The 16,062-nt window shown below is 62.6% G+C and carries 15 protein-coding genes; 1 reads left to right on the top strand and 14 read right to left on the bottom strand.

Annotated features, from left to right (window positions below; genetic code table 11):
• Positions 1-704, bottom strand: a 704-nt coding sequence (locus tag GX444_19495) for a hypothetical protein (GenBank protein ID NLH50765.1), incomplete at its 3' end; no start/stop codon positions are given.
• A 144-nt stretch (positions 705-848) separates the two neighbouring features.
• On the opposite strand from GX444_19495, the gene GX444_19500 reads away from it, so the two are divergent.
• Positions 849-2,810 (top strand): hypothetical protein, encoded by a 1,962-nt coding sequence (locus GX444_19500; protein ID NLH50766.1) that lies wholly within the window; start codon positions 849-851, stop codon positions 2,808-2,810.
• 19 nt (positions 2,811-2,829) lie between these two features.
• Here the strand turns inward: GX444_19500 and GX444_19505 are convergent, their stop codons facing one another.
• The 13 genes from GX444_19505 to GX444_19565 form a co-directional block, all read right to left on the bottom strand.
• Complete coding sequence (locus GX444_19505) at positions 2,830-5,019, bottom strand: DUF2029 domain-containing protein (protein NLH50767.1); 2,190 nt, start codon at positions 5,017-5,019, stop codon at positions 2,830-2,832.
• A gap of 18 nt (positions 5,020-5,037) precedes the next feature.
• Positions 5,038-7,245: a hypothetical protein gene (locus tag GX444_19510; protein ID NLH50768.1), complete on the bottom strand. Its 2,208-nt coding sequence runs from the start codon at positions 7,243-7,245 to the stop codon at positions 5,038-5,040.
• A gap of 139 nt (positions 7,246-7,384) precedes the next feature.
• Positions 7,385-7,708, bottom strand: coding sequence for an ATP synthase F0 subunit C (locus GX444_19515; protein NLH50769.1), 324 nt, complete (start codon positions 7,706-7,708; stop codon positions 7,385-7,387).
• 61 nt (positions 7,709-7,769) lie between these two features.
• Positions 7,770-8,810 carry a F0F1 ATP synthase subunit A gene (gene atpB / locus GX444_19520; protein ID NLH50770.1) on the bottom strand — a complete coding sequence of 347 codons (1,041 nt, stop codon included), beginning with the start codon at positions 8,808-8,810 and terminating at the stop codon, positions 7,770-7,772.
• An 18-nt stretch (positions 8,811-8,828) separates the two neighbouring features.
• Entirely contained in the window at positions 8,829-9,365 is a 537-nt protein-coding gene (locus tag GX444_19525; GenBank protein ID NLH50771.1) for a hypothetical protein, read from the bottom strand.
• 111 nt (positions 9,366-9,476) lie between these two features.
• The gene (locus tag GX444_19530; GenBank protein NLH50772.1) at positions 9,477-11,171 is read right to left on the bottom strand and encodes a VWA domain-containing protein; all 1,695 of its coding nucleotides are present in this window, start codon (positions 11,169-11,171) and stop codon (positions 9,477-9,479) included.
• 18 nt (positions 11,172-11,189) lie between these two features.
• Complete coding sequence (locus tag GX444_19535; GenBank protein ID NLH50773.1) at positions 11,190-11,468, bottom strand: AtpZ/AtpI family protein; 279 nt, start codon at positions 11,466-11,468, stop codon at positions 11,190-11,192.
• A 92-nt stretch (positions 11,469-11,560) separates the two neighbouring features.
• Positions 11,561-12,274: a glycosyltransferase family 2 protein gene (locus GX444_19540; protein ID NLH50774.1), complete on the bottom strand. Its 714-nt coding sequence runs from the start codon at positions 12,272-12,274 to the stop codon at positions 11,561-11,563.
• Positions 12,271-13,548 carry a radical SAM protein gene (locus GX444_19545; GenBank protein NLH50775.1) on the bottom strand — a complete coding sequence of 426 codons (1,278 nt, stop codon included), beginning with the start codon at positions 13,546-13,548 and terminating at the stop codon, positions 12,271-12,273. The genes GX444_19540 and GX444_19545 overlap by 4 nt, the downstream gene beginning before the upstream one ends.
• Positions 13,549-13,610: 62 nt before the next feature.
• Positions 13,611-14,012, bottom strand: a complete 402-nt coding sequence (locus GX444_19550) for a hypothetical protein (protein ID NLH50776.1) — start codon at positions 14,010-14,012, stop codon at positions 13,611-13,613.
• Between the two features lie 121 nt (positions 14,013-14,133).
• Entirely contained in the window at positions 14,134-14,532 is a 399-nt protein-coding gene (locus GX444_19555) for a hypothetical protein (GenBank protein NLH50777.1), read from the bottom strand.
• A 216-nt stretch (positions 14,533-14,748) separates the two neighbouring features.
• Positions 14,749-15,153 carry a hypothetical protein gene (locus GX444_19560; GenBank protein ID NLH50778.1) on the bottom strand — a complete coding sequence of 135 codons (405 nt, stop codon included), beginning with the start codon at positions 15,151-15,153 and terminating at the stop codon, positions 14,749-14,751.
• A 43-nt stretch (positions 15,154-15,196) separates the two neighbouring features.
• Entirely contained in the window at positions 15,197-15,607 is a 411-nt protein-coding gene (locus GX444_19565) for a hypothetical protein (protein NLH50779.1), read from the bottom strand.
• Positions 15,608-16,062: the final 455 nt, after the last annotated feature.

Raw genomic sequence — 16,062 nt, forward strand, 5'->3', positions numbered from 1 at the left:
AACACCAGTTGCGGCAGCGGTTCGCCGGTGTACTTGGCGGCGAATTCCAGCTTTTTGCCGAGGAACTCGTTGAAGGCGCCGAAATACACGGCTTCGCCGTTCCGGTTTTCGGCCTTGATCTCGCCGCCCGGCGACGACGGTGCCGCGGTCATCGGCACCGGCCCGGCCAGCGTGAGTTGAAATTCGCCGATTTTCATCGGCAGCTTTTCCACCTCCGGGGTCGTGATTTTGTCGCGCTCCTCGCCCGGCGGGGCGATGGGCATGTCGGCGGGCGTGTAGGTGATCGTCCATTCGGTCATCGCCGGCAATTTTTTCTTTTGCGGCAGGACGACGCCGGTCATCGCCAGTTGCGGCTTTTTGGCTTTTTGTGCATAGACGTTCCAGTCGGCGATCGAATCGAACCCGTAGACCATGATGATCCGCTGGCCGTCGGCGGATTTTTCGCCCCGCATGTCGATCAGGCGGACGCCGGCGATGCCCTCCAGGTCGCGCAAGGTTTTGCTCGCGGCGTCGGCCAGCAGGTCGTCAAACGAGTTGTAGGGGCTGGTCTGATTGAGCACGAGTTGCAGAAAATCGTTGCCGAACTCGATGTTTTCGGTGTAGGTGCCGGTGCCGTCCTGAAAAAGCTTCACCCGCAAATCCAGGTTCAAGCACCCGGCCAGAAAAACGATCGCCACCAACGGCAATAAACGCGACAGGCGCATCGAAAAACCCCTTTCTCTCGTCCCGGCGGAGAAAAAAGCCGATCGATTGATTTAAGGCTTAAAAACATGATAACCAGAATTTGCCGCCCGTACAGGGCAATGATACACTAGCCAGGGGAAAATAGTTCTTTCAGGAGGATGCCAGTGCGTACTTTACGAATGGCGATCGTCCTGGGCGCCTTACTCGCCTGGGCCGGCCTCGCCGCCGCGGCCGGCGGCGGACCGGATGTCTTCGGTTATACCTGGACCAATCTGGCGCCTTATCACTGGCTCGATGCGAGCAACGGCACGCAGTTGCTGCTGCAGGACGACGTCTTGGCCGGACCGTTCGACATCGGCTTTCCGTTCGATTTCTACGGCACCACCTACGAAAAATTCTACGTCGGCTCGAACGGCCGCATCGTTTTCGTCCAACAACCCGAAACGTTTCACACGCCCTGCATCCCGAGCGAAGCGCCCTACGTGGGTTACATCGCCCTGTATTGGGACGACCTGGACCCCGGCTCCGGCGGCCTGATCTACACGAAGGTCATCGGCGACGAACCGAACCGCTATCTGATCGTCGAATACAACGCGGTGCCGCTGTGGAGCGGGGCCGGCGACACGCTGACCGCCGAGGCGGTCCTCTCGGAACAAACCGGCGACATCCTGTTGCAATACCAAAACCCCTCCACCGAAGCCGGTCTGAACGCGACCGTCGGCCTGATGAGCCACGACGGCGTCGACGGCCTGCCGGTGCTTTGCCGCCAGGGAATCATTCCCGTCGCCTCCTCGCTGCTGATTCAGCATCCGGGGTTTCTGAGCCTGACGGCGGCGGATCGGGCGGCGGCCGCGCCGGCCGGCCAGACGGCAAGCTACGCGCTGGCGGCGCGCAACGTCACCGGCGTCACGACGCCCGTCGTTTTGTCGCTCGAGGGCAATGCCTGGTCGGCGACGATTTCGCCCGATTCGTTGAACCTGGAACCGGGCGAAACGGGCCTGGCGCAGGTGACGGTGACGGTGCCCGCCGCCGCCGCGTGGTGGGAACGCGACCCGCTGACGGTCCGGGCGTCTGACGAAAACGATCCGACGATCGCCGCGACGGTCGTCTTGGTGACGACCGCCGGGCCCGATTGGCAGGTCTACTCCGACCTGCTGCCCGAGCCGTTTCAGGACCAGGCGGTGGTCGGCGACGGCGAGTGGATCTACCTGCTGTCGAACTACGAAGCGCCGGGAATCAGCGGCACGTTCATCCGGTTCAACCTCGACGGCCAGGTGGAAAGCCTTCCCGACCTCGCTCCGGCCCATACCGTGACCGACGGCGCCTGCCTCTGGCATAAGCTGGTGTTCCCTGGCGGCCTGGACGCCGACGGCCAGATCACCGACGCCTTGTTCACCTTCGATATCGCCGCCGGCGAGTGGCTCGCCGATTATCAACTGCCGGTGCCGACCGCCCAGGCGGCGGCCGTGGTGCTCAACGAAAAGCTGTACGTGATCGGCGGATTCGACGGCGAGCACGCGCTGGACGACGTCTACGTGTTCTATCCGGGATCGGCCTCCTGGCACCGCCGGCCGTCGCTGCTGGAACGCCGCGCGCAACCGAACGCCGGCGTCGTCGACGGCCGCATCGTCGTCGTCGGCGGTTACGACGGCGCCTACCGCGACTCGGCCGAAATGTACGATCCGCAAACCGGCCAGTGGACGATGATCACCCCGCCACCGCTGGAAATGCCCGACAGCGCCGACTGCACCTGCAACGGCAAGCTGTACCTGCTCGGCGGCCAGAACGACGGCGCGGCGCTCGATTTCGTCTACGAATACGACCCGGCCCTCGACACCTGGACGCCCGTCAGCAGCCTGCAAACCGGCCGCTTCGCCACCGAGGCCGATCTGCTGGCCGGGCGCATCGTCACCGCCGGCGGCATGAAGGAACTGTTCGTGCCCACCGCCGACGCCGAAGCCCTCGACCTGCAATGCGCCACCGAGGTGGACGACCGCACCGACGACTTCGGCGACCGCCCCGACCTGGACGGCGACGACGACGAGGGCGACGACGACACCTCGCCGGACGGCGACGGTGATCACGGCGACGACGACGACAACGATGAGGGTTGTTGCGGCTGCTGACGCGGCCGCGCGGCGAGTCCTACTCCGGAATCCCTTGCGTCACCAACACCAGCGCATTGGCCGGCGCGGCCAGGAGCCGCAGCCCGGCGGGCCGCAATCCCCAGGCGAACAAGTCGATTTCCAATACCGGGTTCATCAGCCGCGACGCGTAGGCCAGCAGGAAGGACGGCATGCCCACCGAGGCGATTCGCGCCTGATCCGGCTCGTACAAAACCCGGTTGCCGGACAAGGCCAGCGAGCCGCGGATCGAAACCGGAATCCGCCACGGGCCGAATTTCGCCCGGGCCGTAATGCGCACGCCTTCCGGTTCGAAGGTCATTTTCAACTCGTCGAGGTTTTTGTTTTTCCGGCCCGCGTAGCCGGCCAGTTCCGCGCCGGAGATCACGAACTCGGCCCGCGCCTCGCGCGCGCCGTCGACCCGCCAGCGGCGCGGCAGCGCCAGCGCGGCCCAGTCGACCCGCGGCGTATCGTAATAGAACGCGGCGCGGAGCGCCCGCATCCGGCCGACCGGAAAATCCGTCGCCTGCCAAGCCAGGATGACCGGCTGCGCGGTCGCCTCGCAAACCTGCCACTCGAAGCCGACGCGGAAATCGTCGGCCGCCCCGCCGGCCAGCGCCTGGCGCAACAAACGGCCGAGCACCTCGCAGGTGAACGGCTCGCGCTTCAATTCCCGATAATCGAGATAGGCGATCTCCTCGCCCTGTACCCCGGTTCCCGGCCGCATCGCGAGGCGATACAGCCGCGCCGTCGCCAACCCGGCCGCCGCGACCGGTTGCAATTCGAACAGCGGCGCGAGCGTGCTTTGCAATTGGTCGCGCCAGGCCGCATCGTCCGCCGCGCTCAACAACAGAAATTGTTCGCGCCCCACCCGCTCCGCCGCGACCTCGCCCAGCTTTTCGAGTTGACCATGCAGTTGCCGCGATTCGACGGCGGTCCGCCAATTGGCATACGCGACTTCCGGGCCGAACTCGCGCGTATAAAGGATCGCCCCGGTCGGGGCCGCGGTCGTGATCCACCGCACGGCGCGCGGCACGTCGTCCTCGGGCCACGGTCGGTCCCAGGCCTCAAAATCGCGATAAAGCCCGTAGCCCGACACGAGCAGGCCGGCCGCCGCGAGCAGCGCCACCGCCGGCACGGCCGTTTTCCAGCGCCGGGCGGCCGCCACCGGCAGCCAGGCCGTCAGCAAAAACACCCATGGCAGCAGCGGCACGAGAAAGCGCAGGTAAAGGGTGAAAAAGCGCAGGCCGTGCGCCAACACAAACAGGCAAACGAAGATCGCCAGGATCGCCGACGCCGGCCGCGAATACCAGGTCTTGGCGCGCCGCCTGGGCAGGGAGAACAATACCAGCGCGACGGCCGCCGCCGCGAACAACGCCAGCGGCCAATAGGCGAAGAAATCGCCCAGCCCGCCCAGCCAATGCGCGAGTTTGCGGCCGTAAGTCCAGGTGAGGTGGGCGCCTTCGCTGTACTTTTTGTTTTGCAGTTCGTTGACCAGCCAGGCGAACGGAATTTTTTCGCCGATCGACCAGAGCAGCAGCACCGCCAGCGCCGGCAGCGTCCCCTTGAAGAACGTCCAGACCACCCGCCGGATCCGGCGCGGCCACGACCCATCCCCCGCCGGCCGCTCGGCCTCGACCAGCAGCGCCAGCGCCATCACCAGCGGAAACGAGAAAGCCGACTGCTGTTTGGTGCAGAACGCCAGGCCATACGCCAGCCCGGCCCAACCCAACCGGCCGGCGCCCAGGAAATCGACGGACAACAGCACGAAAAACAGCATGACGGCGTCGGTCCGGCCGACGGGCATGTACTCGAAGGCGAAGGGCGAAACGGCCAGCAGCGCCGCCGCCAGCAGACCGGTCCAGGCGTCGAACCAGCGGCGGCCGATCCGAAACACCAGCGCCAGACAGCCCAGCGTCGCCAGGATGCCCGGCAGGCGACCGGCGAAAGCGGAATCGCCCAGCACCGCGCGCGCCGCCGCCTGGAGGTAATAGACGATGGGCGGCTTCATCACCCGGTAGTGCGAGAGGCTCCAGTCGCCGTCGAGAATGGCGAGGGCCGCGCGGCCGAACACCGCTTCATCGGAAACCGCCGCGTGGCGGGTCGCCGCATAGCCGTAGAACACACCGGTGGCACAGAGCAGCGCGGCCAGCCCGAAAAGCAGCCAGCGCTCGCGGGAAGCGGACGGTTTCGACGGCGGTGCGGCGATCATCGCGCGAAGGTTAGCGAATCAGGGAGTGGCGGGCAAGCCGACGGCGCGCAATTCGAGGCGGCCGCCGGATTCGCCGAGCGCCGCGGGCCGCAGGCCGAAGCGCGACAGGTTCGCGGTGAAGACCGGGTTGATCTGCTTGGCCACACGCCTCAGCAACCAGGCCGGCAGGCGGCAGCCGGCGACTTCCGCCCGCGTCGGCCGCAGCAGCAGCTTCTCGCCGTCCAGGCGCAACTCCCCTTCCAGCAGCAGTGCGGGGCGCCAAAGCGGCAGCGCGGCGCGCGCGGCGATCCGCAGCCGGTCGCCGGTCAGTTGCGCGCGCACCTCGGTCAGGTTGGAGTTTTTCCGGGCGATGTAATCCGCCAGCGCCGCGGGATCGATTTGATACAACCCATCTGCCTCGGCCGCCCGGCGCACGTGAAACCGCCGCGCCGCCAGCCAGTGGTCCCAGTCGGGTTCCAGGTCGCGGTAGGCAAACGTCGCCCGGGCGATCGTCAGCTTGTCGAACGAAAAATCCTCGGCCGCGAAAACCAGCCGCCGCAAGCCGCCGGCGATCTCGCATTCCCGCAGTTCGACCACGTTCGCCGCCGCCGTACGGTCGTCGCGCAGCGCGGCAAACGATTCGGCGAGCAACCGGCCCGCCAACTCGCAGGTCAGCGGCCGCGCCTGGAAATCCGCGCCGTCCAGGAAAGTCGCCTGCCCGTCGACGATCCCGATCTCCGCCGCCGTCTTGATTCGATAGAGCACGCCGCGCCGCAATTTCAATTCGGTCGCCGCCTCGAGGCGGAAAGCGGGCGCCAATTCCTGCCGCAAGACCTTCAGGTACTGCGCCAATTCCCGCCCGTCGAGGTAAAGGTACAGCTCGCGGTCGAGGTGCGACACGATCAGCGGCCGCAGCTTTTCCGGACGCCGGCCGAAGTGCTGCACCTTGAGGTTCGTGCCGCGCGCGTAATAACCCGCCTCGCTGCCGTGACCGCCGACGATCAGCACGGGTTTGCCCTCGCCGTTGCCCGCGATCCAGGAAACCACGGCCGGCACATCGTCGACCGGCCGGGGTTCCGCCTGAGCCCGCAAGAAATCGACGGCCGGCGGCCCGATCGCCAGCAGGCTCGCCAGCCCCGCGCCGATCGCCAACGGTACGCGCAACCGCGGCGCGGCCTCCCCGAGGCGGTCGAGAATCGCCGTCAGACCGGCCGCGGCGACCAGGGCGATCCACGGCGCGACCGGCACCAGAAAGCGCGGGTACAGCGTGAAAAAGCCGCAGCTGTGCGCGAGGTAGAAAAAAACGACGAAGCCGCTCATCACGGCCAGCGCGGCCGTCGTGGGGTTTTCGCGCGGCCGCCACCACCGGCGTGCCAGGCCGATCGCCAGATAAATCGCGGTCGCGAACACCAGCAACAGGATCAGGTTCGTCAGCCAACCCGCGCCGAACAGCCCGCGCGTCTGGTCGATCCAATAGAGGAACTTCGCGGCGAACGTCATCTGCGCGTGCCGGCCGGTCTGGTATTTGTCGCCGCCCAACTCGCGCACCAGCCAGCCGAAAGGCTCCTGCGTGTAGCTCGACCAGGCCAGCAGCACGAGCACCGGCAACGCCGCGCCCTTGGCGAACCGCGCGGTTTCGCGCCCGGCCCACCGCCAGAAAGCGGCCGGCGGCGACGGCGAGGTCGCGGCGTCGAGCCAGACGAACGCGGCCACGACGGGCAGCGAAAAGGCGGCCAGTTGGCGGGTCGCAAAGGCCAGTGCGTAGGCGAAGCCGGCCCAGGCGGTGCGGCCGCGGCCGGCCAGCGCGACGGCCGCCAGCACGAACAACAACGCCGGCGCGTCGGTCCGGGCGTTCGGAAAGTGCAAGAGGACGAAGGGCGAAACGGCCAGCCACCCCGCCGCCCACAGGCCGACGCGCTCGTCGAACCAGCGCGCGCCGATCCGATAAACCAACGCGAGGCAAAGCAGCGCCGCGACGATCCCCGGCAGCCGGCCCGCCAGGTCCGTCCGGCCGGCGACCGCCCGGCTCAAAGCCTGCAGGTAGTAAACGACGAAGGGCTTCATCACCCGCGTGTGGTGCAGCAGAAAATCGCCGTCGAGGATCGCCAGGCCGGCGGAGCCGTAGAGCGCCTCGTCGTCGCCGATCGCATGGCGCCGTGCCGACTGCCAATACGCCGCCGCGCCGATGACCAGGATCAATCCCAAGCAGACGGCGGCGAGGCGGGGCGAAATGGTTTTACGCGTCAAGGCCAATTTTCGGCGGCTCCGCAGGTTGTTTACCGAATGATGAGCGCATTTCGGCCCGGCGATCAACCCTCGGGCCGGCGTTTTAAAAGAAAAGGCCGCGCTTCGCGGCGCGGCCCTTCCGGCGTTCGGTTTTCCGGAACTACAGTTTGAAGACCAACAGGAAGCTGATCAGCAAGCTGTAGATGACCAGGGACTCGATCAGGGCGAGGCCGAGGATCATCGGGGTGAAAACCTTCTGATAGGCGCCGGGATTCCGGGCAATACCTTCGATGGCCGCCGCCGCCGCTTTGCCTTGGCCAAGCGCGCCGCCGAATGCCGCGATGGCAATGCCCAGACCGCAACTCAGGGCGATCATGCTCTTCACACTGCTGTCCAAACCTCCACCTTCCTGCGCCATAGCCACACCCGCCAGGACCAGCGTGAACAGAGCCGCGATCACCGCAATTCGTACGGTCTTCCTCATGATTCCTACCTCCGTTGAAGTACGCCGCGTCACGGCCGATCCGTGACGCCAAAACCCTTCGTTAGTGCGATTTGGCCGTCGCCAAACCGATGTACACCATCGTCAGCAGCGAGAACACCAGCGTCTGCACGATGGCGACCAGCAAACCCAGCGCCAGAAACGGCAGCGGGTAGATCAGCGGCACGCCGACCAGGCCCATGAACACCGCGAACACCTTGTGGTCGCCGAACATGTTGCCGAACAGACGGAGCGACAGGCTGAGCGGCCGGGCGAAGTGGCTGATCAGTTCGATCGGCACCATCAGCGGGGCCATGATGTACTTGACCGTGCCTTCGAGCGGGCCCATGAAGTGCGCCAGGTACTTGCCCAGGCCGTGCGTCTTGATGCCGTAGTAGTGATAAAGCAAAAACACCACCAGGGCCATCGACAGCGTGGTGTTCCAGTTGTCGGTGGCGGTGTAGAAGCCGGGGATCAGGCCGAGCAGGTTGTTGGTCAGGATGACGAACGCCAGCGAGCCGATCAGCGGCAGGTACTTCTTGGTGTCGTGCCCGCCGATGATCTCTTCCATCATGCCCAACACGGTCTGCACGATGGCCTCGACGAAGTTCGACACCGAGACGCCGGGCTGCGGCGCCGGGTTGTCGAGCATCCGTTTGTATTTGCCGCCGACGGTCACCGAAACCAGCGTGATGACCACCAACACGAAGAACATGATCATCACGTGCAGCAGGCCGTGGCTGGTGTAATAGTGCTGATTGATCTGGCTCTCCGGAATGCCGGCCAGCGCGCCGACCTGCACGGCGATGCCGTAGGTCCATTCCATCGGGATCAGGTTGAAGAGCGTCCAGTGCTCCTCTTCCTTCTTCTTGCCCTCGGCGGCTTCACCGTGCGCCGGCGCGACCGCTTCCGGAACGGCTACCGCGGGCGCCGCTTCGAGCGGGACCGCGGGAACGAGGGGCGGTTCGACGGCCGCGGGCGCGGCGCCTTCCACCGGCGGCGCGATCGCCGCGGCGGCCGGCTCCTCGCCGGTCTGCGCCCAGGCGGCGCAGCTCAAAAACAACACAGCAATCAGGGCGACCAACAAATGGCGGTGGTAAAACATCGATGAAAGCTCCCGTCACTACAACCGATCAAAGATGGATTTTTTCGATGGTTTATAGTCTTTTTTGAAGCCTTTGTCCACATCGTCCCAGCCGATGTATTTTTCCTCGCCTTTGCGCATTTCGTCGTCGACGATATCGGAGAATCCCTGGTAGATGGCGTAGATCGTTGCAGTGATGACCGCGAAGATAATCACCGACAGGCTGAGGAAAAACGCCACGATATTGAAGTATTGATCCCAGTAGACGACGGTCATGAAGCACAAGCCGACCAGGATCATGAATTTGAGCCAAATCAGCGAAAAATAATGGATTTTTATTCTTTTCGGGTCGGAAAATATCTTCTGGCCGATCCGCCGGAGCGCCTCGAAATTGACCAGCGACAACCCGCCGCCGAACAGCGTGCCCGACAGGATGCGGATGTCCCCGCGGACCAGCCAGACGATCACGGCGATCAGGGCGAACAATAAATAATAGCCTAACCCGACGCGCGAAACGAACAGGATTGTATTGCGCTCGTTGATGACGAATTTGCGGGCCAGGGTCTGCTCCTTCAATTTGTCGGTTGCCGTGGCGCGCTCCGGGCCGGCCGGAGCCTCTTAGGGGAGCCCGATCATATCATACAACGCCGCCGCCGCACGTCTTTTTTTCCGCGCCCCGCCCGAAAGTTATTTCTTCTCCGTCTCCGGTTTTTCCGGCGCGGCCTCGGCGGCGGGCGGCGCCTCGCCGTCCGGCGCCTCTTCCTTTTCGCCCTTGAACAGCCAGCCGGTCATCGCCCGCGCCGTGCTCTTGGCGATCATGCCCAGCAGCTTCCACAACGACAGCCCCTCGCCGCCGCTCGGCGGTGCGTCGCCGCTGCGCCCGAGTTTCAGCTTCAGGTACAGGTCGCCCGATTCCTGCATCCGGTGTAGGTCCTCGAGCGTCATGTTGGATTTCTTGGCCTGCTTGCGCAGGTTCTTGTCGGTGACGAAGTGGATTTCCTTGCTCGCCAGCAGGTTCATCACCATGCTGCTGACCGCCGCCAGCCGGATCTTGAAATCGTACAGCTTCTGCTTGGCGCTCTTCAGGTCGGCCTGCCGCCGGGCGATGACCTCGCTGTCCTCGGCGCTCTCCAGCAGCATGTCGATGAAGCCCTCGACGAACGACGCCTTGCGGAACTGCAGCTCCGACTCGGCCAGCGACAGGCCGCCCGTCGGCAGGGCGACGATCTGCTCCACGGCCTGCAGCGCGAAGTCGATTTCCGCGTCGCCCAGATCCAGCTCCTTCGCGTCCAGGTCGTCGGTCTCCACCAGCGTCTCGGCCACCTGCTCCCACGCCGTGGTGATCTGGCGCTGGTAGTGCTGGGCGATCTGGTCGCGCGAGAGGCCGGCGATGCTCTGGTCCTTCTCGATCATGTCCTTGATTTCGGCCTGCTGCGGCTCGGCGCAGTCGCGGCCGATCTTCACCACGTGCAGCTTGGTTTTTTCGCCGAGCACCTCGCGCACGTGCGCCGGGTCGATCCGGTCCATGCCGTCGGTGATCAGCATGATCTCGGCCTTTTCCAGCAGGCCGTCGAACTGGATGTCCCGCGCCGCGACCTCGAGGGCGTGGTTGATGTCGGTGCCCTTGCCGCCCGGCTCGATGTACAAAAGCTTGCGGATCAGCGCGTCGATCTCGGCGGCGGTGGCCATCCGCTCCAGGTCGTAGACCTCGAAATCGAAGTAGCGCAGAAACAGGCGCGCGCCGGTTTTTTTCTTGCGCCGCAGGTACTCGATCGCCAGCACCTTGGCGAACAGCATCCGGTTGCGGTACCACATCGAATACGAGCGGTCGAACAGGATGTAGAGCTTCTGCTCGGCGGCGTTGGTCATTTGGCGCGCGCCGGATTCGCGGATCGGCGCGGTCTGCGCCCCGGCTTCGGCGGAACCGTCGCGCATCAGCACGCGGACGTTCAACTGGCGTTCCTCGGCCAGCCGCATCAGGTCGGTGAAATCCTCGATCGCCACGTCGCCGGGCATGGCGGCGCCGATTTCCTCGATGCCCTTGATGCGCCGGACGCCGAATTGCGGGTTGTGGTCGTCGAGAATCGGCACCTGCTCGGCGAGGCGCGAGGGCTCGGGCTTGTCGGTCGGCGCGGTACGGTCGGCCTGCTCGCAGACGTCGAAGAAACCCTTGAGCTGGCCGGTGAGCTGCGCCTCGGGCGTCTTGAGCACCCGCGCGATCTTGAACATCAGGAAGAACGACGCCGGCACCAGGCCGCGCAATTCGTCGAACAACCGCAGGAAGTCGTCGAAGTCTTCCGCCAGCGGCGGCGGCATCTCGCGCGGCGCGGCGTCCGGCGCCGGTTCGCGGGGCAGATCGGCCAGTCGGCTCAGAACGTCCATCGCCCGTTTCCGTCGGGGTTAAACCGGCCGCGATCCGCCGGCAGTGGGTTCGTCGTCGTCGGATTTACCGATGTTTTTCGCCCGCAAATAGGCGATATACAGCGCCTTGCCGGCCGCCCCGAGCCCGAAACCGATCCAGATGATCGTCATGATGGGATGCGTGCCCAGCCACTTGTCGAGATAATACCCGACCGTGTAGCCGATGATGACGCTCATGCCCATTTCCAGCCCGACCGCGCCGACGGTCGTGCCTTCGCGGATGGTTTGCATGTCCAGGCGGGGTTTCTCGGATTTCACGGGTCCTGCTCCGGCTCGTTCGATTCATCCTAGCATGAAACGGGGGGATAGCGCGAATCGCGAGCGCCCGGCAGGCAGGCGGGCGCGATCCGCTACCGCCGCTGAAGCCGGATGCGGCAGAGGGTGTACAGGGCGATGAAAAAATCGGTCCAGCGGATCTTCTTGCCGTCCCGCTTGCGCCGGGGATCGTAGCGGATCGGCACCTCGACGATGGTCTCCCGCCGGTTGAGCAGCTTGGCCGTCACCTCGGGGCAGAACTCGAAACCGGTCGATTCCAGGCGCAACTCGCGCAAGAGCGCCGTGTCGATCACCTTGTAGCAGGTGGCGATGTCGGTGATGTTGGTGCGGTACAACAGGCGCAGGAACTTGTTTTCGAGCCAGCCCCCCAGCGCGTAGAGCGGCCCCGAGATGGGGATGCGCGGCGCGAGCCACCGCGAACCGTAGACCACGCGGCTGACGCCGGCCAGCAACGGCCGCAGCAGCAACGGATAATCGGCCGGATCGTACTCGAGGTCGGCATCCTGGATCAGGCAGATGTCGCCGGTAGCGGCGGCCAGCGCCGTGCGCACCGCCGCGCCCTTGCCGAGGTTGACCGCGTGCCGCAACAACCGGACCGGCGCCGCGGGATGCTCGCGCTGGAACCGTTCAATTCGCGCCGCGCCGTCGTCCGTCGAGCCGTCGTCGACCACCAGGATTTCGCGCGCCAGCCCCAGCGCGGACAAATCCGTCTCCGCCACCCGCGCCAGCAGCGCCGCGACGGTCGGTGCCTCGTTGTAAACCGGCACGAGGATGCTGAGGGTCTTCATCGGCCGCTCTCGCAGCCCCCGCCGGCGCGGTGAAACGCGTTGTAAACGCAAAACGGATAAGCGCCCCGCGCCGACAGGTACACGTGGTGGCAGTTGCGCGCCTCCCGCAGATCGAAGGCCTCGCGGTCGTAGAATTTTTCGATATTGACGAACAGCAGGTCGTCGCCGAAGCCGCCTTGATCGGGGCGCAAGATCTTTCGCGCGAGCCAAGCCAATTTTACCGCCGCGCCCGGATCGCGCAGCAGCCCCGCCGGCGAAAACAGCCGCGAAACGGGCAGCAGCCGCGAGCCGCGCCGCAACAGCAGAAACGGATAAATGCAGACCCGTTGGCGGAACATCGGGTGGCCGGTCAGGCGGAACAGCAGCCGGCCGACCCGCTTGGCGTCGAGGATGTCGCGCCGGGTCACCTCGCCGCCGGTCGTCCGCTCGAGGGCGGCGATCACGTCGGCCGCGTCGGTCGCGGCGCGCTTTTCGTCGGCGAAGCGGCCCAGGCGGCTGCGCGGATAGAACGACACCCGCGAGACGCCCGGCGCCGCGGCGGCGAAACGCAGGATCTCGCCGACCTCGCCGTCGTTCACCCCGCGTTGCACCATCACCGCCAGTTGAATCGCGAAGCCCTTGCGGGCCAGTAGTTCGATGACCTTTTGCTTGTCGGCGATCAGGTCGCGGCCGCGAAACAACCGCGAGATTTCCGGCGAAAAACCGTCGAATTGCAGAATCACCCAGCGCAGGCCCGCTTGCCACAGGCGGTCGACGCGCGCCTCGTCCAGCAGCAAGAGGCCGTTCGAGTTGAGGCGCGGCACGATGCCCTTGGCGATCAGTCCGCGAATGATTTCCGGCAGGTCGTCGCGCAGGGTCGACTCGCCGCCCACCAGGCTGATGTTGGGCCGGAAACCGCCCGCGCGACGCGAATAATCGGGCACCCACGAAAGGATTTCCGCCGGCGTCGGGTCCGGCGCCGCCGCCGCTCCCGCGTCGGTCACGCAGGTCGGGCAGGCGAGGTTGCAGCGGGTCGTCACGTCGACGGCGAAGGTGGTGAGAAACCCGTCGGCCGCGCCGCGTTCCAGGTCGAGCGGGCCCTCCGGCAGCAACTCGGGATGACGCAGGCCGTGGGCGCGTTCGTACAACGCCGCGTCGCGCCAGAAGAAGCTTTCGCTCGCGCCGTCGCGCGGGCATTCACGCCGCAAAAACAGGTCGCCGTCGCGCTCCACGAGCGCGGCGGGAACCGGTTCGCCGCAAATCGGGCAAGGGCTGCTGGTGTGGATCGGCTTCATTTCGTGACGATGGTAGGGGTCACCTCGCGGGCTGTCAAATTACGTTTCCGGCGGGCTTCAGGTTAATAGCTGTTGACGCACTCGGTTTCGCATTCTTTGGCTGCCTGATCGTAAATATCGGAGTCGATTTTCGCGAAAAAGCAGTTCGCCAGGCATTTTTTCTCCCCCAACAGAAGCATGCGGCATTGCGAGCCAGCCTTCTCCTTGGCGCACTTGTAATAATTTTGATAAAACTCGCCTTCCTTTTCAATCAGACAGCCCTGGGTTTCCGGTTCGGTGAAAACACATTCATGCTCCCAGCTCTCCACTTTAGCGAAAGCTTTGCAGTCGTCACTGATTTCGTAACATTCCTCTACGGTATATTCATGTTCGGTATCGCCGTTGTCACTATCGTTGCAAGCAGTAAGAGAAAAAAGCGCTATAAATAGAAAAAGGGTTGGGAATAGATGTTTGTTTGTCGTCATGATCCGTTCCTCCAGGTAACCCCTTGAACTGTTTTATCCTAATTGAAAGCTGAATCCGGCTCGATTGGCAATCGATCCTCGATCGATGAAACCGCGTCTCCGACCTCCGGCGACAACCTAATTAGTAATCGATTGAATATACGCATTGGTACATGCATTCCTCTTCGGCTTGCTCGTAACTATCCGCATCGACATGGGCATGGAAGCATGCCGCTAAACAATTATTTTGCCATATTGGCAAATTTTTACATTGGGCCGCTTCCTCATTTTTTGCGCATTCACCATATGTTTGATAATAATAGCCTTCCGTTTCGATCCGGCAGCCCGGCGTTTCCGGTTCGGAATCGATGCACTGATACTCCTCGCAAGCTGACTCGGCAGATGCCTCGCAGTCCTCGCCGATAGCAATGCATTCCGCATTGGTCATTTCATCATCGTCATCGTTGGATGATTGGCTGCAGGAGAAACAAACTAATCCAATTAGTATTACTGCTAAAAGGAAAAGCCATTGATTATTCATCTCTTTTCTCCTTCTTTTATCTCTCAGCAGACAGATTCGGCAATGGCCCGACAGTTGTCGCGAACCGCGCGACAGTCGTCTGCGGTAAATTCATGGTCGGTATCGCTATTGTCGTTGTCGACGCAAGCCGTAAAAGTCATCATTATCAGCAGCGAGACAAGTACACCGCTTAGCGCGTATTTAATCTCCATTTCCATGACTCTCTAAAAAAGCGTTTTAGTAAAGAAGCGAATACACGCACTCGTACATGCATTCATCCTGGGCCAGTTTATTGCTTTCAGCGTCGATGTTGGCGTAATAACAGTCAGCTAAACATTGATATTCGGAAAGGCTCGGATCCTCGCATTTCAGGGCGCCCGCTTTTTTCGCGCAGTGGTAGAATACCTCGTTGTAGAGGGCTTCCATTTCGATTTCACAGCCGACGGTTTCCGGTTCCGAATACTTGCATTCATAGTCTAGGTAGGCCGATTCGGTTATCGGAGTACATTGCTTTTTAATATCCAGACATTCCTGCTCGGTCAGTCCGTTGTCGGAACCGCCGCTCTCTTCACCACAGGAAATGATCAGGATGGAAACAAACAACAGCCATAAAATCATCCTGAAACGTTCGCTTGTCCGCATGGTTCGCTCCTCGAAACAAAGGCGCCCCATCGTCGGTGACCGCTCAATAATCAACCGAATATACGCATAGGTCCATGCATTCCTCTTCCGCTTGTTGGTAGGTTTCGTAATCGATTTTTTCGTAATAACAACTCTCTAAACATTTATTCTGCACCAGCAGTAAAATTTTATTGCAATCATTTTTAGCCATATTTTTAACGCAATTATAATAACTATGATTGTAATAGCCTTCTTTTTCGATCAGACAACCCGGCGTTTCCTGTTCCGCATGAACGCATTGATACTCTTTACAATCCAATTTAGAGGAAGCCTCGCAGGTTTCACTGATTTCATTGCATTCCGCACCGGTATATTCATGTTCGTTATCGCCGTTGTCACTATCGTTGCAAGCAGTAAGAGAAAAATACGCTATAAATAGAAAAAGGGTCGGGAATAGATATTTATTTATCGTCATGATTCGAACCTCCAGGTATCCTCGAGTGCTGAATCATCCTAATTGAAAGCTGAATCCGGCTCGATTGGCAATCGATCGGCGATCGTTGAATCCCCATTTCCTACCTCCGTCAACAACCTAATTAGTAATCGACCGAATACACGCACAGGTCCATACATTCCTCTTCCGCTTGTTCGTAGGTTTCGTAATCAAGTTTTTCGTAATAACAATTCGCTAAACATTGATATTGCCATAATAGCGAGCCTTGACACTCCGATCCTACCTTACTCTTTACGCAATCATGATAGGTCTGATTGTAATAACCTTCCTTTTCAATGAGACAATTCGGCGATTCCGGTTCGGTGAGAATGCATTGATATTCCTCACTGGCCGTTTTGGAAGATGCCTTGCAATCCTCTCTGATGGATAGGCATTCCGCACCGGTTAATTTGTCATCATCGTCATCGGATGATTGG

The sequence above is a fragment of the Myxococcales bacterium genome (genome assembly GCA_012517325.1).
GTDB lineage: Bacteria > Lernaellota > Lernaellaia > Lernaellales > Lernaellaceae > JAAYVF01.

What these genes read in the sequence shown, in the direction of transcription:
- GX444_19505 (NLH50767.1), bottom strand. Translation starts at nt 5,019, where the DNA reads ATGATCGCCGCACCGCCGTCGAAACCGTCCGCTTCCCGCGAGCGCTGG.
- GX444_19515 (NLH50769.1), bottom strand. Translation starts at nt 7,708, where the DNA reads ATGAGGAAGACCGTACGAATTGCGGTGATCGCGGCTCTGTTCACGCTG.
- atpB (NLH50770.1), bottom strand. Translation starts at nt 8,810, where the DNA reads ATGTTTTACCACCGCCATTTGTTGGTCGCCCTGATTGCTGTGTTGTTT.
- GX444_19530 (NLH50772.1), bottom strand. Translation starts at nt 11,171, where the DNA reads ATGGACGTTCTGAGCCGACTGGCCGATCTGCCCCGCGAACCGGCGCCG.
- GX444_19540 (NLH50774.1), bottom strand. Translation starts at nt 12,274, where the DNA reads ATGAAGACCCTCAGCATCCTCGTGCCGGTTTACAACGAGGCACCGACC.
- GX444_19545 (NLH50775.1), bottom strand. Translation starts at nt 13,548, where the DNA reads ATGAAGCCGATCCACACCAGCAGCCCTTGCCCGATTTGCGGCGAACCG.
- GX444_19550 (NLH50776.1), bottom strand. Translation starts at nt 14,012, where the DNA reads ATGACGACAAACAAACATCTATTCCCAACCCTTTTTCTATTTATAGCG.
- GX444_19555 (NLH50777.1), bottom strand. Translation starts at nt 14,532, where the DNA reads ATGAATAATCAATGGCTTTTCCTTTTAGCAGTAATACTAATTGGATTA.
- GX444_19560 (NLH50778.1), bottom strand. Translation starts at nt 15,153, where the DNA reads ATGCGGACAAGCGAACGTTTCAGGATGATTTTATGGCTGTTGTTTGTT.
- GX444_19565 (NLH50779.1), bottom strand. Translation starts at nt 15,607, where the DNA reads ATGACGATAAATAAATATCTATTCCCGACCCTTTTTCTATTTATAGCG.